The sequence below is a fragment of the Streptomyces sp. NPDC028991 genome, assembly GCF_055564775.1.
Map to the genome: position 1 here is coordinate 545,634 of NZ_JBVHVP010000002.1, position 13,561 is coordinate 559,194.

Annotated in this window: 11 protein-coding genes; 7 read left to right on the forward strand and 4 right to left on the reverse strand. The window is 71.5% G+C overall.

Translation table 11 applies throughout. The features are described from left to right. Window positions 1-39: 39 nt before the first annotated feature. On the forward strand, window positions 40-1,626 hold the full coding sequence (gene hutH / locus ACZ4V1_RS06655; RefSeq protein ID WP_468330948.1) for a histidine ammonia-lyase: 1,587 nt from the start codon (window positions 40-42) through the stop codon (window positions 1,624-1,626). Between the two features lie 103 nt (window positions 1,627-1,729). On the opposite strand, the gene ACZ4V1_RS06660 is transcribed toward hutH, so the two are convergent. Further along, on the reverse strand, window positions 1,730-2,047 hold the full coding sequence (locus ACZ4V1_RS06660; protein ID WP_468330281.1) for a hypothetical protein: 318 nt from the start codon (window positions 2,045-2,047) through the stop codon (window positions 1,730-1,732). A gap of 109 nt (window positions 2,048-2,156) precedes the next feature. On the opposite strand from ACZ4V1_RS06660, the gene ACZ4V1_RS06665 reads away from it, so the two are divergent. The 3 genes from ACZ4V1_RS06665 (at window position 2,157) to ACZ4V1_RS06675 (ending at window position 7,709) form a co-directional block, all read left to right on the forward strand. Then, entirely contained in the window at window positions 2,157-2,510 is a 354-nt protein-coding gene (locus ACZ4V1_RS06665; protein WP_468330284.1) for a hypothetical protein, read from the forward strand. A gap of 225 nt (window positions 2,511-2,735) precedes the next feature. Continuing rightward, entirely contained in the window at window positions 2,736-3,983 is a 1,248-nt protein-coding gene (locus ACZ4V1_RS06670; protein WP_468330287.1) for a L,D-transpeptidase, read from the forward strand. Window positions 3,984-4,313: 330 nt separating this feature from the next. After that, window positions 4,314-7,709: a S8 family peptidase gene (locus tag ACZ4V1_RS06675; protein ID WP_468330290.1), complete on the forward strand. Its 3,396-nt coding sequence runs from the start codon at window positions 4,314-4,316 to the stop codon at window positions 7,707-7,709. A 212-nt stretch (window positions 7,710-7,921) separates the two neighbouring features. Here ACZ4V1_RS06675 and ACZ4V1_RS06680 read toward each other — a convergent pair whose 3' ends face one another. Then, window positions 7,922-8,800 carry a helix-turn-helix transcriptional regulator gene (locus ACZ4V1_RS06680; RefSeq protein ID WP_468330293.1) on the reverse strand — a complete coding sequence of 293 codons (879 nt, stop codon included), beginning with the start codon at window positions 8,798-8,800 and terminating at the stop codon, window positions 7,922-7,924. Between the two features lie 167 nt (window positions 8,801-8,967). Between ACZ4V1_RS06680 and ACZ4V1_RS06685 the strand changes: the two genes are divergently transcribed. Together ACZ4V1_RS06685 and ACZ4V1_RS06690 are read left to right on the forward strand one after the other, a co-directional pair. Further along, complete coding sequence (locus ACZ4V1_RS06685; protein ID WP_468330296.1) at window positions 8,968-10,008, forward strand: NAD(P)-dependent alcohol dehydrogenase; 1,041 nt, start codon at window positions 8,968-8,970, stop codon at window positions 10,006-10,008. A 196-nt stretch (window positions 10,009-10,204) separates the two neighbouring features. Beyond that, window positions 10,205-11,020, forward strand: a complete 816-nt coding sequence (locus ACZ4V1_RS06690; RefSeq protein ID WP_468330299.1) for an SDR family oxidoreductase — start codon at window positions 10,205-10,207, stop codon at window positions 11,018-11,020. A 31-nt stretch (window positions 11,021-11,051) separates the two neighbouring features. On the opposite strand, the gene ACZ4V1_RS06695 is transcribed toward ACZ4V1_RS06690, so the two are convergent. Beyond that, the gene (locus tag ACZ4V1_RS06695) at window positions 11,052-12,071 is read right to left on the reverse strand and encodes an aldo/keto reductase (protein ID WP_468330302.1); all 1,020 of its coding nucleotides are present in this window, start codon (window positions 12,069-12,071) and stop codon (window positions 11,052-11,054) included. Window positions 12,072-12,235: 164 nt separating this feature from the next. Between ACZ4V1_RS06695 and ACZ4V1_RS06700 the strand changes: the two genes are divergently transcribed. Continuing rightward, entirely contained in the window at window positions 12,236-12,826 is a 591-nt protein-coding gene (locus tag ACZ4V1_RS06700) for a TetR/AcrR family transcriptional regulator (RefSeq protein WP_468330305.1), read from the forward strand. A gap of 13 nt (window positions 12,827-12,839) precedes the next feature. On the opposite strand, the gene ACZ4V1_RS06705 is transcribed toward ACZ4V1_RS06700, so the two are convergent. Next, a complete protein-coding gene (locus tag ACZ4V1_RS06705) occupies window positions 12,840-13,505 on the reverse strand; it encodes a hypothetical protein (RefSeq protein WP_468330308.1) in 666 nt (221 codons plus the stop codon). Window positions 13,506-13,561: the final 56 nt, after the last annotated feature.

Here is a 13,561-nt window from a genome sequence, read left to right on the forward strand (position 1 = left end):
ACATCATCGAATTCAGTGCGTACGCTCCTGAATATGGATATGCACACTGTGGTGAGCGGAGAAGGCGCGAAGCGCGGCCCTGAAAGGGTGGTGGTGGGTGCCGGGCGGGCGTCCGGGGTCACCGCGTCCGACGTCCTCGCCGTGGCGCGGGCCGGCGCCCGGATCGAGCTCTCCGACGACGCGGTCGCCGCCCTGGCCGCGGCCCGCGGCATCGTGGACGCGCTGGCCGCCAAGCCGGACCCCGTGTACGGCGTGAGCACCGGTTTCGGCGCCCTGGCGACCCGGCACATCAGCCCCGACCTGCGGGCCCAGTTGCAGCGCAACATCGTCCGCTCGCACGCCGCCGGCATGGGGCCGCGCGTCGAGCGCGAGGTGGTCCGGGCGCTGATGTTCCTGCGGCTGAAGACCGTCTGCTCCGGCCACACCGGCGTCCGCCCCGAGGTCGCGCAGACCATGGCCGACGTGCTCAACGCCGGGATCACCCCCGTCGTGCACGAGTACGGCTCCCTCGGCTGCTCCGGCGACCTCGCCCCGCTCTCGCACTGTGCGCTCACCCTCATGGGCGAGGGTGACGCCGAGGGCCCGGACGGCACCGTGCGGCCGGCCGCCGAACTGCTCGCCGAGCACGGGATCGCCCCCGTCGAACTGCGTGAGAAGGAGGGGCTCGCCCTCCTCAACGGCACCGACGGCATGCTCGGCATGCTGATCATGGCCCTCGCCGACCTCGACACCCTCTACAAGTCCGCCGACATCACCGCCGCGCTGACCATGGAGGCCCTGCTCGGCACCGACAAGGTGCTCGCCCCCGAGCTGCACGCCATCCGTCCGCACCCCGGGCAGGCCGCCAGCGCCGCCAACATGGCCGCCGTGCTCAAGGGCTCCGGCCTGACCGGGCACCACCAGGACGACGCCCCCCGCGTCCAGGACGCCTACTCGGTGCGCTGCGCCCCGCAGGTCGCCGGTGCCGGACGCGACACCATGGCGCACGCGGGCCTGGTCGCCGAGCGCGAGCTGGCGGCGGCCGTGGACAACCCCGTGGTCCTCCCCGACGGACGCGTGGAGTCCAACGGCAACTTCCACGGCGCCCCGGTCGCCTACGTGCTCGACTTCCTCGCCGTCGCCGTCGCGGACCTCGGCTCCATCGCCGAGCGGCGCACCGACCGGCTGCTGGACAAGAACCGCAGCCACGGCCTGCCGCCGTTCCTCGCCGACGACGCCGGTGTCGACTCCGGTCTGATGATCGCCCAGTACACGCAGGCCGCCCTGGTCAGCGAGTTGAAGCGGCTCGCCGTACCGGCCTCGGCGGACTCGATCCCGTCCTCCGCGATGCAGGAGGACCACGTGTCGATGGGGTGGTCGGCGGCGCGCAAGCTGCGCACGGCCGTCGACAACCTCACCCGCGTGATCGCCATCGAGCTGTACACCGCCACGCGCGCGATCCAGCTCCGGGAGGGCCTCACCCCCGCACCGGCCTCGCAGGCCGTCATCGACGCCGTACGGGCGGCCGGTGTGGAGGGTCCGGGGCCGGACCGCTTCCTGGCGCCCGATCTCGCCGCGGCGGACGGGTTCGTGCGCGCCGGGCACCTGGTCGCGGCCGCGGAGACGGTCACCGGGCCGCTGCGCTGACCGAGCCGGGGAAGCCGGAGGGGCCCTGTCGGGATGACGGGGCCCCTCGGCGTCGACACCCTTGGCAGAAGGGTCAAGAAATCCAAAAGAACGTCAAGCGCCGTCAAAGTCCGAGGCGTTCGCGGCGTACCGAATAGCCGACGAAGCCGGCGCCGAGACCGAGGCAGAGGGCGCCGCCGACGACGTACGGCGTGCTGTCGAAGCTGCCGGTGTCGGCCAGGCGGGCCGTGCCCCCGCCGACGGCCTCCGTGCCCGTGGACGCGGCTCTCGCCTGCTCGGTGACCTGCGGAGACGGGCTCGCGGAGGCGGACTTGAGTACCGGTGTGTCGGGCGTCGCGTTCGCGGACGGCACGAACCACAGGGCGCACAGCAGGCCGCCCGCGGCGGCGGCGGTCAGCAACGGACGACGAGCGGATGACACGGAATATCGATCCCCTTGTGGTGCTGGCGAATTGGCCGTGTGGGCAGATGTTAGTGAAAGCCGCGGGTCACAGGAAAGTCACGGGAGCGGTCGGCCTTACGCTCCGGGCATGAGTACTCCAGAGACATCACGTTTTGTACGGATTCGCGTCGAGCTCGTTCTCGAGGTCGACGACGAGGAGGCCGTCACCGGGGCCGCGCTGCAGTCGCTCGCCGACGACGCCGACCTGCCCGATCCGGAAAGGGCCCGGGCCGAGCGCGCTGTGACGGAGGACACCGCGGAGGCCCTGGCTCATCTCGTGGACCCGTTCGACCTGGTCAGTGCGGTACCCGGAGTCGAGCTCCAGCAGGCCTCCTGGAGCAGCGAGCAGATCGACTACGACCCCGATTCGCCCGAGTGGGACCTGGGCGAGGAAGATGGCGACGAGAGCGACCCGGAAGACGAAGAAATGACGGTCGGCTGACGCGGTGTGGGGAAATAGGTGACCCCGGGCGGCAACCACCGTCCGGGGTTTCGTCGTCTCAAGGGGCGCACTGACCGATCCCCGCACCGCCCCCGCCCGCGCGGCAAACGTGGTATGCCCCACACCCGCGAGCGATGTGGAACGGGACGAACCGGTCGTAGCGTTGAAAGTTATTGACGGGGAATCTCGGGGTTTCCGGACTCGGCAACGATGGAGAAGCGTGTGATGACGGACGGTAAGCGGCGCAAGGGTCTGGCGGCCGCGTCCGCACTGCTCGGCGGTGTGCTGGTGCTCTCGGCATGTTCCAGTGGCGACGCCGGCACCTCCGGGGGCGGGGACGGCAAGACCTCGCAGGCCGAGGCCGACAAGGCGGCGGCCAAGAAGGCGTCCGAAGCCCAGATCAAGATCACGCCGAAGGACAACTCGGACAACGCCTCCATCAACAACTCCGCCGGCGTCACCGTGAGCAAGGGGACGCTCACCGAGGTGAAGATGACCGCCTCCGACGGCACCGAGGTCAGCGGCGAGATATCCGCGGACAAGACCAGCTGGAAGCCCAGCGGGCAGCTGGAGCGGGCCACCACCTACAAGCTGACGGCGACCGCGACGGACTCCGAGGGCCGCGCCGCCCACGAGAACGCGTCGTTCACCACGGTCTCCCCGAAGAACAGCTTCATCGGCACCTTCACCCCGGACGACGGCAAGACCGTCGGTGTCGGCATGCCGGTGTCGATCAACTTCGACAAGGAGATCACCGACAAGGCCGCCGTCCAGAAGGGCATCACGGTCAACACCACCAGTGGCCAGGAGGTCGCCTGCCACTGGTTCAGCACCCAGCGCATGGACTGCCGCCCCGAGAACTACTGGCAGGAGGGCTCCACCGTCACCCTCAAGCTGGCGCTCGACGGGGTCGAGGGCGCCGAGGGCGTCTACGGCGTCCAGCAGAAGTCGGTCACCTTCAAGATCGGCCGCAACCAGGTCTCGTACGTCGACGCGAAGACCAAGCAGATGAAGGTCACGCAGGACGGCAAGACCGTCAAGACGATCCCGATCTCCGCCGGCTCCCCCGACAACAAGACCTACGAAGGTCGGATGGTGATCTCCGAGAAGTTCAAGGAGACCCGGATGAACGGCGCGACGGTCGGCTTCACCGACGACGACGGCGAGGGCGAGTACGACATCAAGGACGTGCCCCACGCCATGCGGCTGAGCACCTCCGGCACCTTCATCCACGGCAATTACTGGGGCAAGGGAATCTTCGGCAAGGCCAACACCAGCCACGGCTGCGTGGGCCTGGCTGACGCCCAGGGCGCCGACGACCCGAACACTCCGGGCGCCTGGTTCTACGACAACTCCATCGTCGGTGACGTGGTCGTCGTCCAGAACACCGGCGACAAGACCATCGCCCCGGACAACGGCCTCAACGGCTGGAACATGGACTGGGCCCAGTGGAAGGCCGGTTCGGCCCTCTGACCCGGGCGGTTCGGCGATCCGACGCCGAACACCTCGCGGCCGACCGCGACTTTGCACCATCCGGCGCCCGTCGCCCCGCACAGGGGTGGCGGGCGTCCGGCGTTCAACCCCACCCGCGTGTAACGGAGTTCGCGCGCCCACGTAACGCCGGACGGCGATCTTGTAACAGTTGGCAGGCGGTTTGCCGACCGTCCCGGCCGCCGCCCTTTGCGTGCTTGAGCGGCTGATCTCCCCTCGTCATACTCCGAGTTCCGGGGGGAGCACGCGTGTGCGAGACCACCCCCGGCCGGGTGGACGGGGATCCGCCCGGTACTTCCGCAAGGGGGAACGTTGCGCAGACAAGTGAAAAGGGCCGGCGCGGCCACGGTCGCCACGGCGGCGGCCCTGGTCCTCGCGGTGGGCATGACCAGCCCGGCCGCGGCGGACGGGGCACGGGCGGCAGGCGGGGACCGTACGGCGGCCCCGGCCCGCGCCGAAGCCGCACAGCGGGCCGGTGCCACCCGGACCGGCGCCGCACCGGCCGCCTCCGGCACCACCAGGCACCGCGTCACGCTGATCACGGGCGACCGGGTCGCCGTCGACGCCGAGGGCCGCGTCGTCGGCCTGGAGCGGGCCGAGGGCCGCGAGCACATACCCGTCCAGATCCGCAGAGCCGGCGGGCACACCCTGGTCGTCCCCGCCGACGCCGCACGCCTGGTCGCCACCGGCAGACTGGACCAGCGCCTCTTCGACATCACCGAGCTGAACAAGGCGACGACCCGCAAGGCCCAGCGGCACGGCCTGAAGGTCATCGTCGGCTACCGGGGCAGCGCGAAGGCCACCAAGGCCGACGTCCGCGAGGCGGGCACCCTCCGCCGCTCCCTCACCTCCCTGAACGCCGACGCCGTACAGACCCCGCACGAGAACGCGCCCGAGCTGTGGGACGCGGTGACCAACGGCGAGAAGACGGCCTCCGGCGTCGCGCACGTCTGGCTCGACGGCGTCCGCACGGCCAGCCTCGACAAGTCCGTGCCGCAGATCGGCACCCCCAAGGCATGGGCCGCCGGCTACGACGGCAAGGGCGTCAGGATCGCCGTACTGGACACCGGCGTCGACACCACCCACCCCGACCTGAAGAACCAGGTCGTCGCGTCCAAGAACTTCTCCGTCTCACCCGACGCCACCGACAAGTACGGCCACGGCACCCACGTCGCCTCCATCGCCGCCGGCACCGGCGCGAAGGCGGGCGCCACGTACAAGGGCGTGGCCCCCGGCGCCAAGCTGCTCAACGGCAAGGTGCTCAGCGACGAAGGCTTCGGCGACGACTCCGGCATCCTCGCCGGCATGGAGTGGGCGGTCGCGCAGGGCGCCGACATCGTCAACCTGAGCCTCGGCGGCGGCGACACCCCGGAGATCGACCCGCTGGAGGCCGAGGTCAACAGGCTCTCCGAGCAGAAGGGCGTCCTCTTCGCCATCGCCGCCGGCAACGACGGCGAATTCGGCGACCGCACCGTGGGCTCCCCGGGCAGCGCCGCCGCGGCCCTCACCGTGGGCGCGGTCGACGACAAGGACGCGCTCGCCTCCTTCTCCAGCACCGGCCCCGGCCTCGACGGCGCCGTCAAGCCCGACGTGACCGCACCCGGCGTCGACATCACCGCCGCCTCCGCCAAGGGCAGCATCATCGCCCGCGAGGAGGGCGAGAAGCCCGCCGGATACGTCACCATCTCCGGTACGTCGATGGCGACCCCGCACGTCGCGGGCGCCGCGGCCCTCCTCAAGCAGCAGCACCCCGACTGGACGTACGCCGAGCTGAAGGGCGCGCTGACGGGGTCGGCGAAGGGCGGCAAGTACACGCCCTTCCAGCAGGGTTCGGGCCGGATCCAGGTCGACAGGGCGATCGGGCAGACCGTGCTCGCCGACCCGGTGTCGGTCACCTTCGGTACCCAGCAGTGGCCGCACGCCGACGACAAGCCGGTCACCAGGCGGGTGACCTACCGCAACCTCGGCACCAAGGACGTCACGCTGAAGCTGACGTCGACCGCCACCGGCCCGGGGGGCAAGCCGGCCCCCGCAGGCTTCTTCGAGCTGGGTGCCACCTCGGTCACCGTCCCGGCGGGCGGCAAGGCCTCCGTCGCCCTCACCGCGGACACCAGGCTCGGCGGCACGGCCGACGGCGCCTACTCGGCGTACGTCACGGCGGCCGGCGGCGGGCAGACCGTCCGCACGGCCGCCACCGTGCAGCGCGAGGTGGAGTCGTACGACGTCACGCTGAAGGCCGTCGGCCGCGACGGCAGGCCCACCGCGAACTACGAGACCGACCTGACCGGTGTCTCCGGCCTCGCCAAGGACACGTGGTTCACGCCGTACGAGGCCGACGGGAGCGTCACCGTCCGCGTGCCGAGAGGCGGCTACATCCTCAACTCCTCGATCCTCGTCAGCGACGACCCGGAGACGTGGAAGGGCGCCGACTGGATCGCCCAGCCGAAGCTGGACGTCACGAAGAAGACCACCGTCACCCTGGACGCGCGCACCGCGAAGCCGGTGGCCGTCACCGTGCCGGACAAGGCCGCGAAATCCGAGTTCGCCTCGGCGGACTTCACCGTGGAGGCCGGCGGCGACAGCTACAGCTACGGCTGGTGGCTGGACTCCTACCAGGGCCTGCGCACCAAGCACCTCGGCCCGCGGATCACCGACGGTTCGCTCAGCCAGCAGTGGGACGGCCACTGGACCAAGGGCGCCAGGGAGCAGTACGACACCGTCACCGGCGGCAGGACCGAGCAGCTCGCCACCGGCTACACCCGGCACTACAAGGCCGCCGAGCTGGCCACCCTCAAGGTCGGCCTCGGCGCCTCCGCGAGCGGCAAGAAGGGCGCCGTCTCCGCGACCGGCCGGCTGCCCGGCGGCGTCGGCGGCTCCTCGATCGGCATCGAGCAGCCCATGCCCGGCACCCGCACCCTGCACCTGTCCACCGGGAACGGCGTGAAGTGGGAGCTCGGCTTCGAGCAGTACGGCGGCCGGGACGCCGACGGCTTCCCCGTCGTGGAGGCCGGCTACGCGCTCGCCGCCCCCCAGCGCTACCGGGCGGGCAAGAGCTACGCGGCGACCTTCAACACCGCCGTCTTCGGCCCGCGTCTCACCGGCGACTTCGGCCTCCACCGTGACGGCAACACCATCACGGGCATGCTCCCGCTCTTCGCCGACGGCAAGGGCCACGCCGGCTCCTCGGCCTTCACCTCGGTCGCCACCACGCTCTACCGGGGCGGCACCAAGATCGGCTCCCACAAGGACCCGCTGTTCGGCGAGGGCGAGTTCAAGGTCCCCTCCGGTGACGCCCGGTACCGGCTGACGACGTCGGTCAAGCGGTCCGCCAAGGTCGCCGCGGCCTCCAGCCGCATCGACGCGAGCTGGACGTTCCGCTCCAAGAAGACGGCCGACCGCACCAAGCTGCCCGCGTCCACCGCCCGCTTCGCCGCGGCCACGGGCCTGGACAGCAAGGTCACGGCAGGCAGGACGGTCACCGTCCCGGTCACGGTCGAGGGCGCCGCCGCGGGCCGCAACCTCGGGTCCCTGACGGTGCACGTGTCGTACGACCACGGCAGGACCTGGAAGAAGGTCACCGTCAAGAAGGGCAAGATCAGCGTCAAGAACCCGGCGAAGGGGAAGTCCGTCTCCTTCCGCGCCAAGATCGTCGACAAGAAGAAGAACGAGTCGGTGATCACGGTCTACGACGCGTACCACGGCAAGTAGACCGTCCCATGTGAACGGCCTGCCCGGAGCCCGGTGGCGCCGGGCAGGCCGCCATGTCGGACCCGCGCGCGGCACGGTGCCGCGTGTCTCGCCGACCTCGTTTCGAACAGCCCGTTGAAACGGCGGTGACGACGGTCACGGCGGTGACGACCACGGCGGCGGTGACGACCACCGCGGCGGGGCCACCACGGCCGCTGACGGCTCGCGGCCCGTCACCCCGGCAGCGTGGCCGCCGCGTCCGTGCCCCAGCTCGCCAGCAGCCGCAGTGCTTCCGCCGAGGGTGAGCCCGGCTCGGCGTGGTACGTGATGAACGCCTGCTCGTCGTCGTCAATCAGGCGGAACGTCTCGAAGGACAGGGTCATCTCACCGACCAGCGGGTGCCGCATCCGCTTGACGCCGTAGGACTTCTCCTTGACGTCGTGCGTGGCCCACAGACGCCGGAACTCCTCGCTCTTCACGGACAACTCGCCGACCAGGGCGGACAGCCGCGGGTCGTCCGGGTGCCGGCCCGCGTCCATGCGCAGGAAACTGACCATGTCGTGCGCCTTCTGGTCCCAGTCCACGAACAGATCGCGGTAGTCCGGGTTCAGGAAGACCAGCCGCGCCCAGTTCCGCTCCTGGGCGGGCAGCTTGCCCCAGTCGCCGAAGAGGGCCGCGGCCATCCGGTTCCAGGCGAGGATCTCCGACCGCCGGCCGGTCACGTACGCCGGGACCGTGTCGATCGACTCCAGCAGTTGGAGCAGGGCCACCCGCACCGGACGCTGCTGGGTCCGGCTCGCCGACGCCCGCCTGCGCTGCTGCTTCGGCTTCGCCAGGTGCGTCAGGTGGTCCTGCTCCGCGTCGGTCAGCCGCAGCGCCCGGGCGATCGCGTCCAGGACCTCCGCCGACACGTTCTGCCCGTTGCCCTGCTCAAGACGCGTGTAGTACGCCACCGACACTCCGGCCAGCTGCGCCAGCTCCTCGCGCCGCAGCCCCGGCACCCTGCGCTGCCGCCCGAACGACTCCAGGCCCACGTCCTCCGGCTTGAGCCGGGCCCGCCGGGTGCGCAGGAACTCGCTCAGTTCGGCCCGCCGGTCAAGCTGTCCATCCATGCTTCCAGTATCGCCGGACGTATTCCCGGTCGTACGCACACGAGCCTGTCCCCGTCGGTGGTACGCACGCTGGACGTACGCAAAGCCGTGGTCTGGGTGGATCCACAGGTCGCAGGCAGGGTGGAAGCATCACCCAGTCACGCCAAGAGAATCCCGGAGAACCCGGCATGACCACTGTCGCCGCATACGCCGCACCCGCCGCCAAGGCTCCGCTGGAGCGGACCACCATCGAGCGGCGCGAGGTGCGCGAGCACGACGTCCTGATCGACATCAAGTTCGCCGGCATCTGCCACTCCGACATCCACCAGGTCCGTGAGGGCTGGGGCGAGGCCATCTTCCCGATGGTCCCCGGCCACGAGATCGCGGGCATCGTCGAGGCCGTCGGCCCCGGCGTCACCAAGTTCGCCGTCGGCGACCGGGTGGGCGTCGGCTGCATGGTCGACTCCTGCCGCGAGTGCGACAACTGCAAGGCCGGCCGGGAGCAGTACTGCACGGGCGGCAACGTGATGACCTACAACGGCATCGGCAAGGACGGCGAGCCGACCTACGGCGGCTACTCCGAGAAGGTCGTCGTCGACGAGAACTTCGTCCTCGGCATCCCCGAGGGCATCGCGCTGGACGAGGCCGCGCCGCTGCTGTGCGCCGGCATCACCACGTACTCCCCGCTCCGGCGCTGGAACGCCGGCCCCGGCAAGAAGGTCGCCGTCGTCGGCATGGGCGGCCTCGGCCACATGGCCGTCAAGCTCGCGCACGCCCTGGGCGCCGAGGTGACGGTGCTGTCGCAGTCCCTGCGCAAGAAGGACGACGGCCTGAGGCTGGGCGCCGACCACTACTACGCGACCAGTGACCCGGCCACCTTCGAGGAACTGGCCGGCACCTTCGACCTGATCGTCTCGACGGTCTCCGCCCCGCTCGACCTCGGCGCCTACCTGGGGCTGCTGAAGACGGAGGGCGCCCTGGCCAACGTCGGTGCCCCGGAGGAGCCGGTCTCCCTCAACCTGTTCGCGCTGCTCGGCGGCGGCAAGACCCTCGCCGGGTCGATGATCGGCGGTATCCGGGAGACCCAGGAGATGCTGGACTTCTGCGCCGAGCACGGCATCGGCGCCGAGATCGAGCTGATCGCCGCGTCCGAGGTCAACGAGGCGTACGAGCGGGTCCTCGCGAGCGACGTGCGGTACCGCTTCGTGATCGACACCGCGACGATCTGACGGGCCGGAACCATCCTCGGGGGTTCCCTCGGGGATTCCCTCGGGGATTCCCTCGGGGATTTTCCCCGTCCCTGTCACACGGCCGCGCCGCCCCGGGTCATACCGCCGTAGACACACACGGCGGACGCCCGGACGGGGCAGGAACCAGACATCTGTCGACCTGTCCGTCCGGGCGCCAGGACCCTCGGGAGCAGCCATGACGTACCCCTCGTCCCCCACCACCCCCCTCCTGGTCACCGGCGGCACGGGCACCCTCGGCGGCCACGTCGTGCCGCTGCTGCGGGCGGCCGGCCACGAGGTACGGGTCCTCACCCGCCGCCCCCGCCCCGCCGAGGACGGCGTCACCTACGTCACCGGCGACCTCCTCACCGGCGAGGGCGTCGACGCCGCCGTCGCCGGCGTGCACACCGTCCTGCACCTGGCGGGCGGCCCCAAGGGCGACGACAAGGCGACCCGCACCCTCGTGCGTGCCGCGACCGGCGCGGACGTACGGCACCTCGTGTACATCTCGGTCGTGGGCGCGGACAGCGTGCCGCTGGCCTGGCTGCGGACGAAGCTGGAGTCGGAGCGGGCGATCGCCGACTCGGGCATCGGGTGGACGGTGCTGCGGGCGGCCCAGTTCCACGAGCTGACCCTGACGATGATCGAGAAGATGGCCAAGCTGCCGGTCCTTCCCGTCCCGGGCGGCCTGCGCCTCCAGCCGGTCGACTCCCGTGAGGTCGCCGCCCGCCTCGCCGAACTGACCCTCGCGGCACCGTCCGGCCGGGTTTCCGACATGACCGGACCCGAGGTCCACGACCTGGCCGCCCTGGCCCGCCCGTACCTCGCCCTGCACGGGAAGCGCCGCCGTCCGTTCCTGCCGGTCCGCATCCCGGGCAAGGCGGGCCGCGCCTACCGCGCGGGGGCGAACCTCACGCTGGAGGGGGCGCGAGTGGGCCGCCGGACGTGGGAGGAGTTCCTGACGGAGCGCGCTGGACGCGGGGCGGCGACGGTCGCCGCGCGCCGCTCGTGACCCGGCGGCCGGCGGCCCGATGCCCCGGCCGTCAGCGGCGCCGCAGCGACGCGTCCAGCAGCGCGGGCGGGGTGTCGAACTTCTCGTGCGCGGCCAGATCGGTGCCGGGAGCCACGACGGCGTCGACGGCGTCGAGGACGTCGGCGGAGAGCACGGTGTCGGCGGCGGCGAGCTGCGCGTGCAGGTGGTCCAGGGTGCGTGGGCCGATGAGCGCGCTGGTCACGGCGGGGTGCGCGGTCACGAATCCGAGCGCGAGCTGGATCATGGTCAGGCCGGCCTCGTCGGCGACCCGGGCCAGCCGTTCGACGGCGTCGAGCCGGGCCCGGTTGGCGGGCAGGGAGGTGTCGAAGCGCTCCGGCATGAACGCCGAGCGATGGGTGGAGATCTCCCGGCCCGCGCGGACCGCCCCCGTCAGCCAGCCCGAGGCCAGCGGGCTCCAGACCAGCACGCCGAGCCCGTACTCCTCGGCCACGGGCAGCACGTGGCTCTCAATCCCGCGCTGCAGGATCGAGTAGCTGGGCTGCTCGGTGACGTACCGGCTCAGGCGGTGCTCGCGGGCGGCCCACTGGGCCTGGACGATGCGGTAGGCGGGGAAGGTCGAGGAGCCGAAGTGGCGGATCTTCCCCGCGCGCTGGAGGTCGGTCAGGGCCGACAGTGTCTCCTCGTCGCTGGTGGCCGGGTCCCACCGGTGGATCTGGTAGAGGTCGACGTGGTCGACGCCGAGGCGCCGCAGGCTGTTGTCCAGCTCGGTGACCAGCCAGCGGCGCGAGGAGCCCCGGTGGTTGCGCTCCTCGCCCATGGGCATGCCCGCCTTCGTGGCCAGCACGATGTCGTCGCGGCGGCCGGCGATGGCCTTGCCGACCATCTCCTCCGACTCGCCGGCGCTGTACATGTCGGCGGTGTCGATGAGGTTGACCCCGCCCTCCAGGGCGGCGTCGACGATGGCGGTGGCCTCGTCCTGGGTGGTGCGCCCGATGCGGCCGAAGTTCATGGCGCCGAGCGCGAGGGAGCTGACCTGCACGCCGGTGCGGCCCAAGGTGCGGTACTGCATGATCGTGTTCCTCCGTCGAGGGAAGGGAGCGCGGTGCGCGCGGGCGCACGGCGTGGCACGACGGCTCCGGCCTCTGGCATCATGGAGAACCGGAACGCCGTCCCGCTTGACGATACGGAACAGTGTCCCGTTTAGCAACGCCGGTAGGTGGAGGGAACGACGCGATGGTGGACGCCGACGAGGCCGCGGGGCACACCAGCCGCCCCAGACGGGCGGACGCCCGGCGCAACAAGGAGACCCTTCTGGACGCGGCCGCCGCGGTCTTCGTGAGGTCCGGGGTGGAGGCGGCGGTCCGCGACATCGCGGCCGAGGCGGGCGTCGGAACGGCCACGATCTACCGCCACTTCCCGACGCGGGCGGATCTCATCATCGGCGTCTACCGGCACCAGGTGGAGGCCTGCGCCGAGGCCGGCCCGGCCCTGCTGGCGAGCGGCCCGACCCCGTACGCCGCACTCGGGCGCTGGATCGACCTCTTCGTGGACTTCCTGGTCACCAAGCACGGCCTCGCCGCCGTACTGCAGTCCGACAACGCCGGCTTCGAGACGCTGCACGCGTACTTCCTCGACCGCCTCGTGCCCGTGTGCACCCGGCTCCTCGACGCCGCGACCGCCTCCGGCGAGATCCGGTCCGACCTCTCCGCCCTGGAACTCATGCGCGGCGTCGGCAACCTCTGCATCGGCGCGGAGAACGACCCACGCTACGACGCGCGCCGACTGGTGGGGGTGCTGGTGGCGGGGTTGCGCCGGACGGACTGACCGGCGCCCGGCTTCAGGACTCGCCGCCGCGTCGGCCGGTGTCCGTCTCCCGCGTCCACAGTGAGAGGTCGCTGCTCGTGGCCACGGCGATCGTGCGGCCGGAGGGGGAGAAGCCGGCGGTGCGGAACGTGGAGTAGTGCGAGTGGAAGATGTGCCACCACCGCTCTCCGTGCGGTCCGGTGCGAAAGCCGCCGCCTCGGGACAGCAGGACGCGCTCGTGCGGCCAGGCCGGGGTTGCCACGTCCAGGCACCAGCCGTCCTCGGTGGTGGTGTGCAGTCCGCCGCCGAAGAGCCCCGCGATGCGTACGCGGCTCCCGGCGACCGGCCCCAGGCCGGGACACGACAGGTCGGCGACGGCGTCGGGCGTGCTGTCCTCGGGATCGGGGTCGCGGTCCCTGGCGATCTTCTCGCCGGTGACGGCGTCGAAGAGTCCGTGCCCGTCGTGCGAGACGACCATCACCAGATCGCGGCCCGTACCGGGATGCGACGCGAACCCGATCCCGAGCAGACCGCCCACGGGAACGCCGTACCGGTACTCGAAGACGGGCCGCCAGGGCTCGGGCGCGGCCACCACGGGCGCCGCGAGAAGCCGGTCCCGCAGCGACCGCTGGTAGGCCGTGAGTTCCGGCTCCCGCACCGCCTGCCCGACCGGCGTCACGTCCTTCGTCCACTTCGTCACGGGTCCATGATCCATGCCTGGGCGGACGGGCCTGCCTCCGGTCTCCGATGCCCTGT

Bases quoted from the DNA above. Each gene is read 5' to 3' on its own strand.
- ACZ4V1_RS06665 (WP_468330284.1), top strand. From the start codon at position 2,157: ATGAGTACTCCAGAGACATCACGTTTTGTACGGATTCGCGTCGAGCTC.
- ACZ4V1_RS06680 (WP_468330293.1), bottom strand. From the start codon at position 8,800: ATGGATGGACAGCTTGACCGGCGGGCCGAACTGAGCGAGTTCCTGCGC.
- ACZ4V1_RS06700 (WP_468330305.1), top strand. From the start codon at position 12,236: ATGGTGGACGCCGACGAGGCCGCGGGGCACACCAGCCGCCCCAGACGG.
- ACZ4V1_RS06690 (WP_468330299.1), top strand. From the start codon at position 10,205: ATGACGTACCCCTCGTCCCCCACCACCCCCCTCCTGGTCACCGGCGGC.
- ACZ4V1_RS06695 (WP_468330302.1), bottom strand. From the start codon at position 12,071: ATGCAGTACCGCACCTTGGGCCGCACCGGCGTGCAGGTCAGCTCCCTC.
- hutH (WP_468330948.1), top strand. From the start codon at position 40: ATGCACACTGTGGTGAGCGGAGAAGGCGCGAAGCGCGGCCCTGAAAGG.
- ACZ4V1_RS06685 (WP_468330296.1), top strand. From the start codon at position 8,968: ATGACCACTGTCGCCGCATACGCCGCACCCGCCGCCAAGGCTCCGCTG.
- ACZ4V1_RS06670 (WP_468330287.1), top strand. From the start codon at position 2,736: ATGACGGACGGTAAGCGGCGCAAGGGTCTGGCGGCCGCGTCCGCACTG.